At 65.2% G+C, this 18813-nt stretch carries 16 protein-coding genes; 7 read left to right on the top strand and 9 right to left on the bottom strand.

Going from position 1 to position 18813, the window contains the following annotated elements; all coding sequences use genetic code 11:
* The first annotated feature begins 81 nt into the window (after positions 1–81).
* Positions 82–3228 (top strand): TonB-dependent receptor, encoded by a 3147-nt coding sequence (locus tag ASC94_RS02735; protein WP_056390374.1) that lies wholly within the window; start codon positions 82–84, stop codon positions 3226–3228.
* A gap of 182 nt (positions 3229–3410) precedes the next feature.
* On the opposite strand, the gene ASC94_RS02730 is transcribed toward ASC94_RS02735, so the two are convergent.
* The 3 genes from ASC94_RS02730 to ASC94_RS32240 form a co-directional block, all read right to left on the bottom strand.
* On the bottom strand, positions 3411–4433 hold the full coding sequence (locus ASC94_RS02730) for a glycoside hydrolase family 43 protein (protein WP_056390371.1): 1023 nt from the start codon (positions 4431–4433) through the stop codon (positions 3411–3413).
* 25 nt (positions 4434–4458) lie between these two features.
* Positions 4459–5946, bottom strand: a complete 1488-nt coding sequence (locus ASC94_RS02725; RefSeq protein WP_056390363.1) for an MFS transporter — start codon at positions 5944–5946, stop codon at positions 4459–4461.
* Positions 5947–6218: 272 nt separating this feature from the next.
* Positions 6219–6374 (bottom strand): hypothetical protein, encoded by a 156-nt coding sequence (locus ASC94_RS32240; protein ID WP_157201254.1) that lies wholly within the window; start codon positions 6372–6374, stop codon positions 6219–6221.
* A gap of 210 nt (positions 6375–6584) precedes the next feature.
* Between ASC94_RS32240 and ASC94_RS02720 the strand changes: the two genes are divergently transcribed.
* From ASC94_RS02720 to ASC94_RS02705, 4 genes are all read left to right on the top strand, one after another.
* Positions 6585–8243 (top strand): hypothetical protein, encoded by a 1659-nt coding sequence (locus ASC94_RS02720; protein WP_157201253.1) that lies wholly within the window; start codon positions 6585–6587, stop codon positions 8241–8243.
* Between the two features lie 103 nt (positions 8244–8346).
* Positions 8347–8526: a hypothetical protein gene (locus ASC94_RS02715; protein WP_056390358.1), complete on the top strand. Its 180-nt coding sequence runs from the start codon at positions 8347–8349 to the stop codon at positions 8524–8526.
* 84 nt (positions 8527–8610) lie between these two features.
* Positions 8611–9204, top strand: a complete 594-nt coding sequence (locus ASC94_RS02710; RefSeq protein WP_056392056.1) for a LysE family translocator — start codon at positions 8611–8613, stop codon at positions 9202–9204.
* Positions 9205–9291: 87 nt separating this feature from the next.
* Complete coding sequence (locus ASC94_RS02705) at positions 9292–9702, top strand: hypothetical protein (protein WP_056390355.1); 411 nt, start codon at positions 9292–9294, stop codon at positions 9700–9702.
* Between the two features lie 58 nt (positions 9703–9760).
* Here the strand turns inward: ASC94_RS02705 and ASC94_RS02700 are convergent, their stop codons facing one another.
* The 3 genes from ASC94_RS02700 to ASC94_RS02690 all read right to left on the bottom strand — a co-directional run bounded on the left by ASC94_RS02700 (position 9761) and on the right by ASC94_RS02690 (position 12019).
* A complete protein-coding gene (locus ASC94_RS02700; RefSeq protein ID WP_056390352.1) occupies positions 9761–10168 on the bottom strand; it encodes a hypothetical protein in 408 nt (135 codons plus the stop codon).
* Between the two features lie 67 nt (positions 10169–10235).
* The gene (locus tag ASC94_RS02695) at positions 10236–11654 is read right to left on the bottom strand and encodes an amino acid permease (protein WP_056390348.1); all 1419 of its coding nucleotides are present in this window, start codon (positions 11652–11654) and stop codon (positions 10236–10238) included.
* Between the two features lie 149 nt (positions 11655–11803).
* The gene (locus ASC94_RS02690) at positions 11804–12019 is read right to left on the bottom strand and encodes a hypothetical protein (RefSeq protein ID WP_056390345.1); all 216 of its coding nucleotides are present in this window, start codon (positions 12017–12019) and stop codon (positions 11804–11806) included.
* Positions 12020–12237: 218 nt separating this feature from the next.
* Here ASC94_RS02690 and ASC94_RS02685 point away from each other — a divergent pair, with 218 nt between their 5' ends.
* Both ASC94_RS02685 and ASC94_RS02680 read left to right on the top strand, forming a co-directional pair.
* Positions 12238–12996, top strand: coding sequence for a Crp/Fnr family transcriptional regulator (locus ASC94_RS02685; RefSeq protein ID WP_056390342.1), 759 nt, complete (start codon positions 12238–12240; stop codon positions 12994–12996).
* Positions 12997–13009: 13 nt separating this feature from the next.
* Positions 13010–15226 (top strand): ATP-binding protein, encoded by a 2217-nt coding sequence (locus ASC94_RS02680; protein ID WP_056390338.1) that lies wholly within the window; start codon positions 13010–13012, stop codon positions 15224–15226.
* A gap of 77 nt (positions 15227–15303) precedes the next feature.
* On the opposite strand, the gene ASC94_RS02675 is transcribed toward ASC94_RS02680, so the two are convergent.
* From ASC94_RS02675 to ASC94_RS02665, 3 genes are all read right to left on the bottom strand, one after another.
* Complete coding sequence (locus ASC94_RS02675) at positions 15304–16077, bottom strand: ferredoxin--NADP reductase (protein WP_056390335.1); 774 nt, start codon at positions 16075–16077, stop codon at positions 15304–15306.
* A gap of 220 nt (positions 16078–16297) precedes the next feature.
* Positions 16298–17662 carry an amino acid permease gene (locus tag ASC94_RS02670; protein WP_056390332.1) on the bottom strand — a complete coding sequence of 455 codons (1365 nt, stop codon included), beginning with the start codon at positions 17660–17662 and terminating at the stop codon, positions 16298–16300.
* Positions 17663–17806: 144 nt separating this feature from the next.
* Positions 17807–18733 carry a LysR family transcriptional regulator gene (locus ASC94_RS02665; protein ID WP_056390329.1) on the bottom strand — a complete coding sequence of 309 codons (927 nt, stop codon included), beginning with the start codon at positions 18731–18733 and terminating at the stop codon, positions 17807–17809.
* Positions 18734–18813: the final 80 nt, after the last annotated feature.

Below are 18813 nucleotides of genomic sequence, written 5' to 3'. Positions count from 1 at the left end.
GCCACAACAGAGGAGACAGGTATGACCAAGCAATCGGGAGGCGCCGTCCGGCGCTTTGGCTCGGGGGGAGAGGTGTTTGTAATGACCATCCTCGCGGGTTTGATTTCCACAGCCTACGCACAAACGGAGCCGGCACCGGCTCCTGCCAGCACACAAAGCAGCACGCAAAGCAGCACGCAAGCCACCACGCAATCCGCCAATCCTGAAGCCGTCGCCAAATCGCCGGGCGACAAGGCTGTCGTCACCGTCAGCGGCTACCGCAGCTCGCTGGGCCTGTCCGCGATGGAAAAGCGCGACAACATCGGCCTGAGCGACACCGTGTTCTCCGAGGACATGGGCAAATTCCCCGACCCTAACATCGCCGACGCCCTGGCGCGCGTGCCCGGCGTGACCGTGCGCCGCGCCGAGATCGACGGCGAGGGCCTGAACATCTCCATCCGCGGCATGGGCCCGGCCTTCACGCGCGTGCTGCTGAATAACGCGCCGATGGCGTCTGCGTCGGCCGGCAGCTGGGGTGGCTCCATCAGCGCCAACCGCGAAGTGGACATGGACTTCCTGCCGTCGGAGCTGTTCCGCAGCGCCAGCGTGTACAAGAGCCAGCAGGCCAGCCTGATCGAAGGCGGCATCGCCGGCACGGTCAACATGCGCAGCGTGCGCCCCTTCGACAAATCCGGCTTCCGCTCCGCCTTCACCCTGAGCGGCAACTACCGCGAGCAAAACAGCAAGACCGGCCACACCGGCTCGGCCCTGGTCAGCAACACCTGGAACGACAGCCGCTTCGGCAAGTTCGGCGCGCTGGCCGGTATCGCCTGGGGCAACACCGAATACAAGACCGACGGCTTCCAGACCGTGGACATGCGCAACCTGCAGCTGAAAAGCTTCCAGGCCACCGCCGCGGACAATCCGAACAGCACCGGCGGCGGCTCGCAGTCCACCCCGGACACCGTGCCGTCCGGCCTGGCGCTGGACGCCTTGCCGGCCTACGCGCGCTCCATCCTGGTGCCCGGCAAGCAGATCGACCGCGCCATGCTGCTGGCGCTGAACCCCGGTGCCACCATCCAGCAAATCGACAACGGCCTGATGGGCCGCCTGGGCCGCCACCTGGTGTACGAGGGCGAGCGCAAGCGCGCCGGTGAAGTCATCAGCCTGCAATGGCAGCCGAACGACAAGTGGGACATCTACCTGGACACGCTGTTCGCCCAGAAGAACAACAAGATGACCTACCAGGCCATGAACGCCGGCACCCGCGCCAACACGGTAATCCCGATCGGCATGGAATTCGACCGCACCGACTGCACCATCGGCTGCACCATCACCAAGGCCACTTTCGCCAACACCTTCTGGTCGCTGGAATACCGGCCGATGGAAGAGAAGACCAAGTTCCGCAGCATTAACCCGGGCTTCGAATTCCGTCCGGCCGACAAGTGGCTGATCGACGCCCACTTCAACGCCACCAACAGCACCTTCTTCCGCGACATGCCGACCGTGCTTCTGGCCACCAAATCGCCCAACTCGGTCATCAACTACGACAACACCGAGCCCGGCCGCGCGCCGGTCTACACCGGAAACCTGGACGTGAACGACCCGGCCAACTTCGGCTGGTACCAGGCCGGCCAGGGCCTGTCCGGCCTGCGCATGGACCTGTACGAGCGCAACAACAAGACCAAGGGCTCGCGCCTGAACGTCAACTGGGGCGACTCCGACTTCAGCGTGAAGGTGGGCGGTTCGTGGGACGACATCGAACGCCGCTACCGCAGCTACTCGGTGGCCGACGCGTGGATGAACGTCACCTGCGGCAACAACATGAGCTACCGCTTCTTCCAGCCGAACACGCAGATCCGCACGCCGGGCTGCGACGGCCGCAGCACGCCGGGCGCCGTCGCCGACGTGGCCACCGCCTATCCGGGCTACGGCACCGGCTCCACCGCCGGCGCCGCGCCGCTGACCTACCTCGGTTCGGTGGTGCCCAACGCCGCCGTCACCGGCTACGCCAAGCCCTCCGGCAACGGATTCATCACTTTGGACTGGCCGAAGTTCGCGCAGGCGACGGACTACCAGTACTTCCGCGACAACATCAAGAAGGGCTTCCAGAACGGCAGCGGCGGCTACATCCGCGAAGTGGTCAGCGCCGCCTACGTGGAAACCACCGGCCGCACCGAGCTGTTCGGCGGCACCCTGCGCTACAACGCCGGCGTGCGCTACGCGGAGACCAAGCAGACCATCGGCGCGCTTAGCGTGGGCGCCGACCCGCGCAACGCCACCCTGCAGAACGGCGGCCTGTACGACAACATCGGCGTCTGGGCCTACGAGTCCACCAAGTACGGCAACACGCTGCCATCGGCCACGCTGGCCTACAACATCACGCCCAAGCTGATCCTGCGCGCCTCCGGCTCCAAGTCGATGACGCGCGCCAGCCCGGCCGACCTGCGCCAGACCCAGCTCACGCTGGGCGACCAGGGCGCGCGCCAGGGCAGCGTCACCAATCCCAAGCTCAAGCCGTTCGAAGCGGAGAACCTGGACGTGGGGCTGGAATACTACATGACGCGCGAATCCTACGTGTCGGCCAGCGGCTTCGCCAAGGACATCATCAGCCGTCCGGGCCAGCGCATCACCACCTACTCGCTGGCGCAGCTGGACCAGATGTTCGGCACCATCGGCCTGACGGACGCGCAGCAGCAATCGGTGACCGCCAGCGGCGGGCGCGACAAGCACCTGGTGGAAATCACCGAGCCGTTCAACATCGACACCAAGCTCAAGGTGCGCGGCGTCGAGCTGACCTGGCAGCAGCCGCTGGACATGCTGCCGGTGAAAGGCTTCGGGCTGACGGCCAACTTCACCTACGCCAAGCAGACCGACTCCGCCAAGAACGCGCCGCCGGTGGCCGGCGTGCCGCCGCGCACCAACAACCTCACGCTGTACTACGAGCGTAACGGCTTGAACGTGCGGGTGGCGCGCCAGTACACGGCGGCGCACGTGGTCAACACCAGCACCGGCCTGAACGTGCCGGGCGGCGCTTACGCCTACACCACCGAGCGCGCGCAGGTGGACGCCTCGGTCGGCGTGAACCTGAAGCAGATGTTCAACTTCCGCTACAACACCGACCTCACGTTCAGCGTCTGGAACGCCAACAAGGCCATCAGCCAGACCTACACGCAGTTCAGCAACGCCATCTTCGACGAGTACAAGCCGGGCGCCAGCTACACCATGTCCCTGCGCACCTCGTTCTAAGCGCGCATCCCCATCCCCGCCCGGCCGGCTCCCGCCCGCCGGGCTTTTCTTTCCCCCAAAATGGGGTCAGGGTTAATTATTTTGTCCGGGACAAAATAATTAACCCTGACCCCATTTTCGCATTTCGAAAAAAAACCCAGCGGGCGCGGGGCCGGCTGGGCGGAAGCTACGGTGGTCCGGGGTTAGGCGGAGGCGCCGTAGGGAGAGATGGGGATGATCTTGCCGTCGGCGTCGTAGTGCAGCTCGGTCATCTTGACCGAGCGCAGGTGGGTGACGCCGCCGGACAGGCTGCTGTCGTGGTAGAACAAGTACCAGCGGCCTTCGAATTCGCAGATGGAGTGATGCGTGGTCCAGCCGATCACCGGCGCCAGGATGCGGCCCTGGTAGGTGAAGGGGCCGTATGGGCTGTCGCCGGTGGCGTAGCACAGGTAGTGGGTGTCGCCGGTGGAGTAGGAGAAGTAGTACTTGCCCTTGTACTTGTGCATCCACGGGCCTTCGAAGTAGCGGCGCTCGTGGTCGTCCGCCAGCAGCTCGTTGCCGTGTTCGTCGAGGATGACGACCGCGCGCGGGGCTTCGGCGAATTGTTTCATGCCGGTGCTCAGGCGGGCCACGCGCGCTTGCAGCGCGGGCTGGCCGTCGGCCGGTTCTTCGTTGGCGGCGCCGTAGACGTTGTCGCGGTATTTCTGCAGCTGGCCGCCCCAGATGCCGCCGAAGTACATATAGTGCTCGCCGCCGTCTTCAAACACGGCGGGGTCGATGGAGTAGCTGCCTTCGATCGGCGCGGCTTCGGGCACGAAGGGACCGGCCGGGTCATCGCCCACGGCGACGCCGATCTGGAAGATGCCGTCGGCCTTCTTGGCCGGGAAGTAGAGGTAGTATTTGCCGTCCTTGAAGGCGGCGTCCGGGGCCCACATCTGGCGCTCTGCCCACGGCACGTCTTTCACGTGCAGGGCCACGCCGTGGTCCACCGTCGCGGCGCCGGGCCGGTCCATCGACAGGACGCGGTAGTCTTCCATGGCGAAGTGGTCGCCGTTGTCGTTGAAGGCGATGCCGGCTTCCACGTCGTGCGAGGGGTAGACGTAGAGGCGGCCGTTGAATACGTGGGCCGATGGGTCGGCCGTGTAGATGTGCTCAACCAGCGGCTGCGAGATGGCGCGCGCTTTCAGTTGCTGGAGCTCGTCCTGCTTCATTTCTTGTTCTGGCATTCTGTTACCTGGTCCGTGGTGGATGTTAGCGCTGGGCGGCTGCGCGGCGCAGGCCCAGTTCTTGTTCGATGGTGCGCTCGGTGGATTTCCTGATGTCGTAGAACACCAGGCTGGCCACGCCGAGCAGGAAGGGAATGGAGGCGTAAATGCTGACGGAGAGCTTGATGCCGACCGCCACCGATTCCGGCTGCACCGCCTGCATCGCGTCGTAGCCGATCATGGACAGCAGTGCCGCCACCAGCGCGCCGCCGATGCTGAGGCCTGCTTTCAGGCCGAAGATCATGGCCGAGAACAGCAGCGCGGTGGCGCGGCGGTTGTTTTTCCATTCGGAGTAGTCGGCCACGTCGGCGATCATGGCCCACAGCAGGGGAATGGTGATGCCGTAGAAGAAGCCGTGCAGGGTTTGCGAGATGAACACCAGGCCGATGGAGCTGGGCGCGTAGAAGTAGAAGGCCAGCATGAACAGCGTGGACACCAGCAGCGCGGCGCCGAACACGTCGCGCTTGCCGTAGCGGTCGGCCAGCGGCTTGGAGAAGCCGATACCGATGATCATCATGAGGATGCCGGCGGCGTTGAACAGGCTGAAGCCGGAGGTGGCGGCGTCTTCCGGCCACTGGAACTTGGTCAGGCCGACGCTGGTGAGCACGGAGTTGAGGCCGTTGATGAAGCCGATGAAGCCGACGTCGCGCAGGAAGGCCGCCAGCGAGGCTTCATCCAGGTAGGTCTTGAAGTAGAAGATGTACATGCCGCCCTTGAGCGCCAGCGTGATGAACACCAGGATGGTCAGCACCAGCATGACCACCCATGGACGGTTGCCGAGCAGGTCGACGATGTCCTGGCGGATGCTGGAGCGCTGCTCGGCAGTGGGCACGATGCGCTCGCGGGTGGTGAAAAAGGTCACCAGGAAGCACAGGGTGCCGGCCACTGCGAAGATGATCATGGTGTTCTGGAAGCCTTGCACCTTGTCGCCGCCGCCCAGGATGAGCACCAGCGGCAGCAACAGCACCTGGATGATGAACTGCGCCACCATCACGGCCACGAAGCGGTAGGCGGACAGGCTGTTGCGCTGCTCCATGCTGCCGGTGAGCACGCCGCTCAGGGCGGAGTAGGGCAGGTTGTTGGCGGAGTAGATCAGCATCAGGAGCACGTAGGTGAGCGTGGCATAGATGACTTTGCCCTGGTGGCCGAGGTCGGGCACGCTGAAGGCGAGGATGGCGACCAGGCCGAAGGGGATGGAGGTCCACAGTATCCACGGGCGGAACTTGCCCCAGCGCGTGACGGTGCGGTCGGCGATCAGGCCCATGATGGGGTTGAAACAGGCGCCCACCAGGCCGCCGATGAAGATGATGCTGGCAGCGGCGTTGGGGGCGATTTTCGCCACGTCCGTGTAGAAGAAGGCGATGAAGGTGAGCAGGGTCTGGAAGATCAGGTTGGCAGCCAGGTCGCCCAGGCTATAGCCGATTTTCTCCATCGTCCCCAGCTTGGCGGTGGCGCTGTCTGCGGTGCTTGTCATGTCGTCTCGTATTATCGTTATCAGTGCGCCACCCGAAATGAATAGCGCTACCATTTTGCGATGTTGAACCATTTGGCGCTGGTCGTCAACTGTGGCGATGCATGATTTCTGCGCGGGACGGGGCGATGGCTAATTACTGGACGGGAAATGCGGCGGGGCGAGGCGGGACTGAAGCGGAGAACTGAGGCGGGAAGGTCAGGCGGGCAGCGTGGGCGGCCCGCCTGGGCACGGCATTGATGCGGCTTCGTTGCAGCTTCGTTGCAGCTTGACGCTTAGGCCGGCGGGTAGCCGTCCATGTAGGGCTTGCCCATGTGCTCGATAATCTTGCGCAGCTTGGCTTTGAGGAAGCGGGTCCAGCGGCGAACTTCGGCGCGCGATGGGCTGGTGGTCGGGCTGATGCCGTATGGGGTGTAGGGCGAGAAATTCATGGTGGTTTCTCCTGCTTGAGTGTCGATGTAGTCATGATAGTGCGGTGCAACATATAAATCCAATTGCAAATCTCGATGCCTGTTATTACTAAGGTGAATGAGTAATCAAATATTAACCATGTTAGATTAGCCATATCGCGCCGTTGGCGAGTGCGTACTGCACGGGAGGCTGCTATGCTGGCAAGGCAGTGGATGTCTTTGCGCTGGGTGATGGCATTGCTGAGCCTGGTCTACGCAGGCGCGGTGCTGTATGTGCTGCCCTTCGCCACCAACGACGGTCCGGTCCACATGAGCTTCGGCCGCATGCTGGGCGCCTTGCCGGAAGCGGGCACGCTGCAGGCGCAGCACTATGAGCGCAACGGCGCGCTTCATCCCAACCTGGCGGTGTACGGGCTGATCGCGGTGCTGCTGAGAGCCATGGGGCCGGAAGCAGCGGAGGCGGTGGTCCAGCTCGTTTGCCTGCTGGGGCCGGTTGGCGGCATGGCGGCGCTGGTATGGCAATTCCAGCGGCGCCATGCCTGGGTTGCACTGTTCGCTTTTCCGCTGGGCCTGCACCAGCTGTTTTTCCTGGGGCTGTACAACTATTGCCTGTCGGTGGCGGGATTTCTGCTAAGCATGGCCGCGCTGCTGTGGATGCAGAAGCGGCCCGGCGCGTGGCGCACAGCAGCGCCCATCTCGGCCTTGTATGTCACCTACTTTTCGCACGCCGCCGGCTTCCTGGCGGCCGTGCTGGCGTTGGCCGCGATGACTGCGCTGTCCCTTGCCGCCGCCTGGCGCACGGGACGGACGGGGCTGGGCCAAGCCTTGCACTCCCATGCCCGGCACGTCGCGGTGCTGCTGTCGCCACTGCCGCTGGTGGTATTGGGGGCGCTGACCTCCAGCGGCGCGTCCGTGGCTGGGCTTGCCTTCGGTGCGCCGCTGGGGCAGCGGCTCAAGAGCTTTGCCACCTTGTCGCCGCTGAATCTGCAGCACACGCCGATGGACCGCTATCTGGCCCCGGCGCTGGCCGCCGCCATCCTGGCCAGCGTGGGCTTGCTGGCCTTGCGCTGCGTCCGCGCCTGGCCTGCAAGGCGCGTGACGGGGCCGGCCGCGAAGCGCGGCGTGCCCCGCAGTCAATCAGCGCTGACGCTGTTTGTGGCGCTGCTGGCGCTGGCCCTGGCATTCCCGGACACCATGGGCGGTGGCTGGACGCATTTCCGCCGCATGCAGATGTTCCCCTATTTTGCGGGCTTGCTGTGCATGGCTTGCCTGCGCCCGCCTTCCCGCGTGCGGCGCGCGCTGGCCGGGCTGGCGGTGGCTGCGTCGCTGGCGCTCATCGCCGGCGGCACGTGGCGCCAGCATCGGATCAAGCAGCAGCTGGCGCCGATGGCGGAGGTGGAGCGCCTGGTGGGGCGCCATTGCACGGTGCTGCCGCTGGTGTTGGACGAGGCAGGCGCGTGGGCCGACGGCATGGCCTCGCCGCCCAAATATCACCCGTTTTTTCAGGCGGCCACCCGTTTGGAACTGGGCGGCGACAGAGTGGTGCTGTTCAACTATTTGGCGCGCCTGAAGGTCTATCCTGTGCAGTTCAGGCCTGGGAAGGATACGCAGGCGCTGCTGTTTCACTGGCTGCCGCAGCAGCAGGCCATGGCTGTGGAGCGTGTCGATATCGCGGGCTATGAGCAGGTCAGCGGACAGGCGGTGGATTACGTGCTGCAGTGGGGCCCGCTGACCTCCGCCACCGCCACTCTGCGCGCAGAAGTGCGGCGCGCCACGGCGGGGTACGTGCCTGTTTATGCGGCGCCCGGCGCAGCGGTAACGCTGTACCGGCGGGCCGCGCGGCCTGGCGCCGAGCCGCGTACACGCTGCACGGTAGCAGCGGCGCTTTAATAGATATCCATATCGATATCGCTTATAAGAAATTAAGAATTGGTAAGATATGCGCCGGGCTCCTAAGATGAAATCTGCAGTTTATGTGGATCAGGAGACAGTGATGGCACAGCAGCAACAGCCGAGCAAGGAACAGATTCGGCAGTACATGGAAGCCCGGCAGGCGCAGCAGTGCCCGCCGCCGTCGATGCCGGAAATCCGGCGCCAGCTCGGCTGGGGTTTGATCGCGTCCAACGAAGAAGACGAGCCGCCTTGTACCGGCAGGGAGGCCAGCACAGTTTAGTTACCTTTCAGGAGAAGTGTATCGGTACTGTATTGGATCTTTGCGTTAGCATGGGGGCAACTTCATAAGGAGCACCCCATGGACATGCTGCTGCCGCTGGCCCCGCTGATGACGTTCGCCTTTGTTGCGTCCATCACGCCTGGTCCCAACAACATCATGCTGGCCTCGTCCGGCATCTGGTTCGGCTTCCGCCGTTCCATCCCGCACATGCTGGGCATTACCATCGGTTTTGGCGTGCTGCTGGCGATTTGCGCGGCGGGCATCGGCACGCTGGTGATGGCGCTGCCGGCCATGCAGGCGCTGCTGAAGGTGGGCGGTTCGGCTTATCTGCTGTACCTGGCCTGGCAGATGCGCGCCATGCGTTTTGACCGCGAGGCCGAGCAGGCGCACCGGCCCATGGGCTTCGTGGGCGCGGCCGTGTTCCAGTTCGCCAACCCGAAAGCCTGGTTCATGGCCATCACAGGCGGCGCGGCCTTCCTGCCGCAGCTGACGCCGGTGTCGCTGGCAATCGGCGTGTACTGCCTGGTGTTCTGCGCGGTGAACCTGCCTTGCATTTCAGCCTGGGCCGGGGCGGGCGCCTTGCTGCGCCGCTTCCTGGCCGATGCGTTCTGGCAAAAAGTCTTCTGCATCACCATGATTGCGTTGACTGTCTATTCAGCCTTGGCGATCTGGCTGTGAGGCGGGCACGCGCCTCTGAGGGCTAGCGTACAGAAAGCCTGCTGCCCAGGCGCTACCCTGAGCCATCCATATGGCAAGGAGGACGCGATGAATTCCTACACTTATCGGTATGCAGCGCGCGCTGCGCTGGCAGCTGTGCTCACGCTCAGCAGCGCCTTGGCCTCTGCGCAGGAGGCAGAGTACCTTACGGGCGGCGTAGGCTCGGAACAGCGCGAGGAAATGAAGACGCAGCGCGACCAGTACAACCTGCTGCTGACGTTTGCGGACCGCGACGGCGAGTTGCGGGCCGGCGTGGCGCTGACCGTGCGCGACCGCCAGGGCCGCACCGTGCTGGAAGTGCCCGATGCCGGCCCCCTGGTCTATGCGAAGCTGCCGCCGGGCAGCTACCGCATCGTGGCCAGCGTGGACGGCCGGCAGCAGGTACGGTCCGCGAACGTGGGGCGCGGCCCACGGGAGGTGTCCTTCCACTGGGCGCCGGAGATGGCCAGCGCGCGCTGAGCCGGAGGGCGGACGGGGGGCGCGGCGCTGGGCCGCGCTTATCCGCGCTCAGTCGCGCTCAGTCGCGCGGGGCGGCTGGGAGTTGCGCCAGCACCTTGCGCAGTGCGCCGTGCGCCATGGCGACTTCCGGGGAGTCGTGCAGCATGGCGTTGTAGCGCTGGCGGAAGTCGTCGTCGGTGGCCGGCAGGGGGCCGACCAGGCCTTCAACCTCGGCGCGGAAACGGCATTCCAGGTCCACCACCAGGGCTTCTTCGTCGTCCAGGCATTCGTCCAGCGAGCTGATGACGCCGGATAGTTTCTGCAGCCAGGCGAAATGCGGGTGGCTGGTGACGAGCTGCAGGTGCTCCAGGGCACTGCCGACGTTGCCGAAGTATTGCGTTTCCACGTCGAGCAGGGCTTTGTGCAGCGTCCTGAGCGCGCGCGACAGGTGTTGCAGGTCGCTGCGCAGGGTTTTTCCTTCTATCATGTCCGGCTCCGGCTTATGGGTTAACTAAAACGCCATCATAAGCCATCGCCGGATTTGCGGCGCTCTGCTATTTGGCAGGGACGCCGGCAGGCGGCGCCTTGTTCAGCACGGAATGGTGGCGCGCGTAGCCGAAGTACACCACCAGCCCGATTGCCAGCCATACCAGGAAGGCCATCCAGGTGAACCAGGCCAGGAAGCTCATCAGCGCCAGGCACATCACCACGGCCAGCGCGGGGATCACCGGCACGCCGGGGCAGCGGAAGGCGCGGTGCAGGTCCGGGCGCTTCTTGCGCAGCACGATCACGGCCACGGACACCAGGCAGAAGGCGGCCAGCGTGCCGATGTTGATCAGCTCGGTCAGCACGTTCAGCGGCACCAGTGCGGCGATGCCGCCAAAGATCAGGCCCACCATCCACGTGGCGAAGAAGGGCGTGTGGTGCTTTGGGTGCACTTCGGACAGTTTTTTCGGCAGCAGGCCGTCGCGCGACATGGCGAAGATGATGCGGGTCTGGCCGTAGGCCATCACCAGGATCACGGTGGTCATGCCGAGGATGGCGCCCAGGTTGACGAAGCGCGCCACCCAGTTTTCGCCTGCGTATTCCAGCGCCAGCGTGACCGGATGGTCGACGCCGAGGAATTTCTGGTAAGGCACGATGCCGGTCATGATGGCCGACACCACCACGTACAGCACGGCGCAGGCGGCCAGGGAACCGATAATGCCGATAGGCAAGTCGCGCTCGGGGCGCTTGACTTCCTCGGCGGCAGAGGTCACCGCGTCGAAGCCGATGAAGGCGAAGAACACCAGCGCGGCCGCGCTCATGATGCCGGTGGCGCCGAAGGGGGCGTAGGGGCGCCAGTTGCTTGGCTCCACGTGGCCTACGCCGACCGCGATGAACAGCAGCACCACGCCGATCTTGATGGCCACCATGATGTTGTTGACCCGCGCCGATTCGCGCACGCCCAGCGACAGCATGGCCGTCAGCACCAGCATGATGAGCAGCGCGGGCAGGTTGAACCAGGTGCTGACGCCGGGCACGGCGCCAGGCGCGGCGGTCAGCTCGACCGGCAGGCGGTAGCCGACGCTGGCCACCAGCGACTGCAGGTAGCCGGACCAGCCGACCGACACGGCGGACGTGGCCAGGCCGTATTCGAGCAGCAAGTCCCAGCCTATCATCCAGGCCACCACTTCGCCCAGCGTGGCGTAGCTGTAGGTGTAGATGGAGCCGGCCACCGGCACCGAGGAAGCAAATTCAGCGTAACAGAGGGCGGCGAAGCCGCAGGCAATGGCGGCAATCACGAAGGAGATGGTCAGGGCCGGTCCGGCGGTCAGGGCGCCGGTGCCGGTCAGCACGAAGATGCCGGTGCCGACGATGGCGCCGATGCCCATCAGGATGAGGTCGAAGGGGCCGAGTACTTTGGCCAGGCCACCCGGCTTGCGGCTGGCGGCGACCATGTCGTCTAGATTCTTGGTTCGAAAGATGCTCACTATCGTGTTTCTCCAATGGGTCTCTGTCTTGAGATTTTTTTAAGTATGGCGGCCTGGCCAGATCATGGCTGGACGCTGCCGCATACTAGCACACGGTGCCTTGTTGGCACCATGGCAATGACAGGGAGTTGGAGCGGGGGAGTGGCGAGTCAGTGCAGCAGGCGGCCGGCGCGGTCCACATAGCGGCTGGGGGCGGCTGCCGGGGCGGCCGGGGTGCGGTCCAGCCTGGCCTGGACCAGCTTCTGCCATGCGCTGACCCAGCGCGACGCAACTACGCATTCTTCATTCGACCTGGCGCCGAGCGTGCGCTCGACAGCGAGTTTCTGGCGTTTCAGGGCGTACAGGGCTTGGGAGTAGTTGTCCATCTGGAGTCGTCGAACAGTAGTTGGGCGGTGCGCTGCCATGGGTCCATTATCGGCGAGCCCGAAAGCGCTGAATGTGCGTTACCTCGCATTACGTAGGAATAAGATGACATTTTCGCCTGCTGATGTACTACACGCGGCGATCTTCTACTCCGATACTGCTGAGTTGTCATAACTTTTAAAGTAGAGCCTGAAGAAAACAACAACAGATCAGGTGTCCCATGTTTGCAACTGCCCCCAACCTCATTCCCGCCACCCCGGCGCCGCGCCGCACCACCGCCGCGCCCGCCATGTCGCTGGCCGGCGCCCGCCAGAACGAGCTGCTGCGCGCGCTGCCGGAAGCGGACCTGGAACGCCTGTTTGCGCACATGGACCTGGTGCCGCTCAAGCCCGGCCAGTGCCTGTACGACTTCGGCGACGAGCTGGAGTACTGCTACTTCCCGACCAATGCCATCGTTTCTTTGCAATATATTAACGAGGAAGGCGCCACCACCGAGATCGCCGTGGTGGGCCGCGAAGGCGTGGCCGGGGTGGCGGTCTACCGCGGCGAGCGCGCCAGCAACACCGCCGTGGTGACGGGCGCGGGCTACGGCTACCGCCTGCACGCCGAGGCGCTGCGCGGCATGTTCTCCGAGGGCGGCATGCTGGCCCAGCAGCTGATGCGCTACACCAGCAGCATGTTTACCCAGCTGGCCCAGAACGTGGTCAGCAGCCGCCACAGCAGCATCGACCAGAAACTGTGCCGCTGGCTGCTGGAGCGCCTGGACCGTTCCATCGGCAGCGAGTTGAAGGCCACCCAGGAAAACATCGCCAACCTGCTGGGCGTGCGCCGCGAGAGCATCACCGCCAGCGCCGCCAAGCTGCAGGCCGAGGGCGCCATCCAGTGCCGCCGCGGCGTGATCGACGTGCTGGACCGTACCATCCTGGAGCGCAACGCGGGTGCCTGCTACTTCGCGCCGCGCCTGGCCATGCCGGAGTAGTCCCACTCGTGAAATGTTAGTCCAGCCCCGCGTCCCGGTCCGGCTGCGCCACTTGCTGGTGCTGCTGACCGCGATCGGCTTCCTGCCTTTGATCCTGATTGGCGCCTGGGGCGTCAAGATGACGGCCGACCACCAGCGGCGCGAGCTGGAACGCTCGATGCTGGACTTGTCGCGCGCGCTCTCCAGCGCGGTGGACGCGGAACTGGACGGCTGGGTCGGCACGCTGCGCACCATGGCGCGCACGCCCGCGCTGGGCAGCGGCGACATGCGCACTTTCTATGAATTCGCCAAGGAGCAGGTACGCACCCAGCCCGACTGGACCAGCGTGGTGCTCACCGACGCCAACGGCGCCGTCGTGTTCAAGACCTTGCTGCCTTTCGGCTCGCAGGACGGCCTGGTGATCGATCCGGACAGCCTGCAGCGCGCCATGGCGCTGCGCCAGCCGGTGATCGGCCGCATTGCGCAGGGCCAGGCGCCGGCGCCCGCCTTCCCGGTGCGGGTACCGGTCACCGACGACGAGAACAATCTCTATGTGCTGACCGCAGCCATCCAGCCCAGCCGCATCCTCAGGCTGGTGCAGCGCCAGCGCAACCCGGAAGGCTGGGTGATTTCGGTACACGACAGCAGCGGCCTGCGGGTGGCCAGATCGCTGGACCATGAGCGCACCATCGGCACCAACGCCAGTCCCAGCTTGCAGCAGCTCATGCTGAGCGGCCAGATAGAGGGCGTGGGCGTCACGCGCACCCTGGAAAACGTGGAAGTGGTCTCGGCCTATACGCGCGTGTCGCGCTATGGCTGGACGGTGGCGGTAGGCGCGCCGACCCGGGCGCTGAACGGGATGCTGGCGCAAAGCGTGGCGGTATACGCCGGCGCCATCATCGCGTCGCTGCTGCTATGTACCGGCCTGGCGGCGCTGATCGCGCGGCGCGTGGTGAGCGCGATGGTGGCGATGCAGGAGCAGGCCGTGCGCCTGGGGCGCGGCGAGCCGGTGCAGCTGGCGCCGTCCGGTATCTATGAAGTGAACCTGATGGGGCTGGCGCTGGAAGCGGCAGCCCACCAGCGCACCGTGCACGAACAGGAGCGCGGCCGGCTGCTGGAGTCGCTCGAACAAGCCCTGAAGTCGCAGGAAGAGGCGCTGGCGCGCGCGGAAAGCGCCAGCCGCGCCAAGGATGATTTCCTGGCCGTGCTGGGCCATGAGTTGCGCAATCCGCTCAGCCCCATTGTCAGTGCGCTGGACCTGATGTCTGCGCGCGAGCAGGGCGTGTACCAGCGCGAGCGCGACGTAATGCGGCGCCAGGTGGTACACCTGAAACGGCTGGTGGACGACCTGCTGGACGTGTCGCGCATCACGCGCGGCAAGCTGGAGCTGGTGCTGGCGCCGGTCAACCTGTGCCAGGTGGTGGCGCAGGCGGTGGACGCCGCCAACGCCGCCAAGCAGCGCGGCCCCGCCATTGCCGTGCGCATGCCGGACAGCGTGTGGGTGATGGGGGACGAGAGCCGGCTGGTGCAGGTGGTGACCAATCTGCTGTCGAACGCGGTGCGCTTCGGCGGCGACGGCGCCATCCTGGTGACGCTGGAAGAGCAGGGCGGACGCGCGCGCCTGCAGGTGCGCGACCACGGCATGGGCATGCTGCCGGACATGCTGGAACATATTTTCGAGCCCTTCTACCAGGCGCCGCAGCCGCTGGCGCGGGCTGCAGGCGGGCTGGGCCTGGGCCTGGCCATTGCGCGCAACATCGTGGAGCGCCACGGCGGGCGCATCGGCGCCAGCAGCGCAGGGCGGGAGCGGGGCAGCACCTTTGAAGTGCTGCTGCCGGCCATGGCCGCGCCTGCGGAGGAGACGGCAGCCGACGATGAGCTGGACGCGCCCGCGCGCCGCAAGATCCTGGTGGTGGACGACAACCAGGACGCCGCCAGGGGCTTGCAGGATCTGCTGGAATTGAGCGGGCACGCGGTGGCGGCGGTGCACAGCGCCTGCGCGGCGCTGGACAGCTTCGCGGCGGACCAGCCGGAAGTGGCCATCATCGACATCGGCCTGCCGGACATGAGCGGTTACCAGCTGGCCGCTGCGCTGCGGTCACGCAGCCGGCATCCGTTGCGGCTGATCGCGCTCACCGGCTACGGCCAGGCGGACGACAAGCGGCGCGCCGAGTCCGCCGGCTTCGACCTGCACCTGACCAAGCCGGCCGGCATCGCCGAACTGCAGCGCGCCATCGCCGGCGCTGCATGACAAAAGCCCCTGCGGCGCGAGGGCGGCAGGGGCTGGCGGCAGCGTGCAGGCAGGCCTGCAATGCAGGCTGCTACGGATTACTTCTCTGCGAAGGCGCGTTCGATGACGAAGTCGCCCGGCGTGGAGGTGTTGCCTTCCTTGAAGCCGCGCGCTTCCAGCATTTCCTTCAGGTCGCGCAGCATGTCCGAACTACCGCAGATCATCACGCGGTCTTCTTCCGGATTCAGCTGCGGCACGCCTAGGTCTTCGAACAGCTTGCCGCTCTCGATCAGCGCGGTGACGCGGCCCATGTTCTTGTACTCTTCACGGGTAACGGTCGGGTAGTAGCGCAGCTTGCTGGTCACCAGCTCGCCCAGGAACTCGTGGTTGGGCAGGTGCTCCACCAGCATATCGTGGTAGGCCAGTTCGTCCACTTGGCGCACGCCGTGCACCAGGATCAGCTGGTCGAACTTTTCGTAGATCTCGGGATCGCGCACGATGCTCAGGAACGGCGCCAGGCCGGTGCCGGTCGACAGCATGTACAGGCGCTTGCCAGGCAGCAGATAGTCCGACACCAGGGTGCCGGTCGGCTTGCGGCCGACGATCACGGTGTCGCCTACTTGCAGGTGCTGCAGGCGCGAAGTCAGCGGGCCGCCGGGGACCTTGATGCTGAAGAATTCCAGGTGATCTTCATAATTGGCGCTGGCGATGCTGTAGGCGCGCAGCAGCGGCTTGCCGTCGACGCGCAGGCCGATCATGGTGAAGTGGCCGTTGGAGAAGCGCAGAGCCGGGTCACGCGTGGTGGTAAAGGAGAACAGGGTGTCCGTCCAGTGGTGCACGCTTAAAACCTTCTCCTCGTTCATGTTGCTCATTGTCTGATCCCGATTGACTAAAAAGTGAAAGCACCAGGCCCCGAGCAGATGGGCGTTTGCTTGGCAATCGGCTGAGCAGGGGGACGGCGCCGTATAAAATTAGTAGCGTAGGCGGCATTGTAACGGATGGCGGGTCATCCTGTCTTCTAAGGCTAGCGACAGCTTAATCATATGCTTATGCCGCCAGCCCCGTTGCCCGCCGCGCGCCTTGCGGCAGCGATCAGGCGTTCACTGCCTGCGTGCCGCGCTGCTTGCTCCAGTAACCCACGCCCAGCACCAGCAGCCAGGCCGGAATCAGGTAGACCGACAGGCGCAGGTCCGGCGTCAGGTACATCACCACCAGGATGGCGGCCAGGAAGGCAAGGCACAGGTAGTTGGTGAGCGGGTAGCCCAGGCTGCGGAAGCCGGTGACTTTGCCTTCCAGCTGTTTCTGCGCGCGGAAGCGCAGGTGAATCCAGCTGATCATGCCCCAGTTGATGATCAGTGCCGAGACTACCAGGCCCATCAGCATACCGAAGGCTTTACCCGGCAGGAAGTAGTTCACCACCACGCAAATGCCGGTGGCCAGGGCCGACACGCCCAGCGCCGCCAGCGGCACGCCGCGCTTGTTGACGGTGAGCAGCGAGCGCGGCGCGTTGCCTTGTTTGGCCAGGCCGAACAGCATGCGGCTGTTGCAGTAGACGCAGCTGTTATACACCGACAGCGCCGCCGTGAGCACCACGATATTGAGCACGTTGGCCACCACGTCGCTGTTCAGCGCGTGGAAGATCAGCACGAAGGGGCTGCCGCCGGTCACCACCTTGGTCCATGGGTACAGCGACAGCAGCACGCCCAGTGCGCCGATGTAGAAGATGAGGATGCGGTAGATGGCCTGGTTGGTGGCCTTCGGAATGGTGTCGGACGGATTGGCGGCCTCGGCGGCAGTGATGCCCACCAGTTCCAGCCCGCCGAAGGAGAACATGATCACCGCCATGGCCATCACCAGGCCGGAAATCCCGTTCGGGAAGAAGCCGCCGTGCTGCCACAGGTTGGCCACCGTGGCCTCCGGGCCTGCCGTGCCGGACACTAGCAGGTAGACGCCGAAGCCGATCATGGCGACGATGGCCACCACCTTGATGATGGCGAACCAGAACTCCATCTCGCCGAATGCTTTCACGTTGGCCAGGCTGATGCTGTTGATGATGACGAAGAAGGCCAGTGCCGACACCCAGGTCGGAATGGCGGGCCACCAGTACTGCACGTAGATGCCGACCGCCGTCAGCTCGGCCATGCTGACCAGCACATACAGCACCCAGTAGTTCCAGCCAGCGACGAAGCCGGCCATGTTGCCGCAGTATTTGTCGGCGAAGTAGGCGAAGGAGCCGGCCACCGGCTCGTCCACTACCATCTCGCCCAGCTGGCGCATGATCAGGAAGGCGATAAAGCCCGCCACTGCGTAGCCCAGCAGCACCGAGGGGCCTGCCATCTGGATGGTTTGCGCAATGCCCAGGAACAGCCCGGTGCCGATGGCGCCGCCCAGCGCGATCAGCTGGATGTGCCGGCTCTTCAGGCCGCGCTTCAGTTCATTCTTCCCGTCGTCAATCATGTCTCATGGTCCCTGATCGTTTTATAGGGCGTGCAGATGTGGATATTCATGCAACACGCGGAAGCCAGTGATTCTAAAGCATAGCCGTGCCGTGCGGTGGACAGAAATGTGCCGCTGTAGACCGCTGGCAACATGGCTTTTCTGCTAAGTTACAACGGCTTCTCGAGATGGAACTGCTTGCCCCGTGATGGCGTCGATCAGCGCGCGGCAGGCGGCGGACAGGCTGCGGTGCGGCGAATAGATCAGCGAGAACGGCCGGCTGCGGCCCCAGTGCTGCGGCAGCACCGGGGCCAGCTGGCCGCTGCGCAGGCGTTCCTCGGCGATGAAACGGTAAGTCTGGCAGATGCCGAACCCCTGCTGCGCCAGCGTGACCACACCCAGCACGTCGTCCATGATGCGCATGCGCGCGGCGGGTACCCAGTCCACGTCCTGGCCGCCGTCGCGCAGCTGCCATGGGGCGGTCTTGCCAGTGCTGGGCATGGTGAACGGCAGGCAGGCGTGCCCGGCCAGGTCGGCAATCGTGGCCGGCGCGCCGGCGCGGGCCAGGTAGGCCGGTGCCGCCACCAGGCACAGCTGCGCGTCTTCCAGCGGGCGGGCTATCAGGCCGCTGTCGGGCAGGGCGCCCTGGCGGATCGCCATGTCGTAGCCCTCCTGCACCAGGTCCACGTTGCGGTTGGCGATGCTCAACTCCACCATCACCCCGGGATGCTGCTCCATGAATGCCTGCAGCAGGCGCGGCAGGCGGTAGTGGCCGTAGGTGGTGGGCGCGCTCAGGCGCACGGTCCCGGACAGTTCGCCGCCCTGGTCGCGCATGGAGCGCTCGGCGTCGGCCATCATGGCGAAGGCGTGGCGCGACTGGTCCAGGTAGGACCTGCCCGCGTCAGTGAGGCTCAGGCGGCGGGTGGTGCGGCGCATCAGCTGCACGCCGAGACGCGCTTCCAGGCGCGCCACGGCCCGGCTCAGCACGGACGCAGTGGTGCCCAGCGCGACGGCTGCGGCGCTGATGGTGCCCTTGTCGGCAATGGCGAGGAAGACTTCCACGTCGCCCAGATAGTCGAATTGGCGTGGCATTGTGCTCTTTCGCGAACAAATGAAATGCAGTTCTGGTTGTTTAATGTCTGCATCGATCGGAATAGAGTAGCGGCTATCAA

Source organism: Massilia sp. Root418 (assembly GCF_001425265.1).
In the GTDB taxonomy this organism is placed as follows: Bacteria; Pseudomonadota; Gammaproteobacteria; order Burkholderiales; family Burkholderiaceae_D; genus Rugamonas.
The sequence above is the reverse complement of the archived record's forward strand: the minus strand, read 5'-3'. Positions and strand labels throughout refer to the sequence as shown.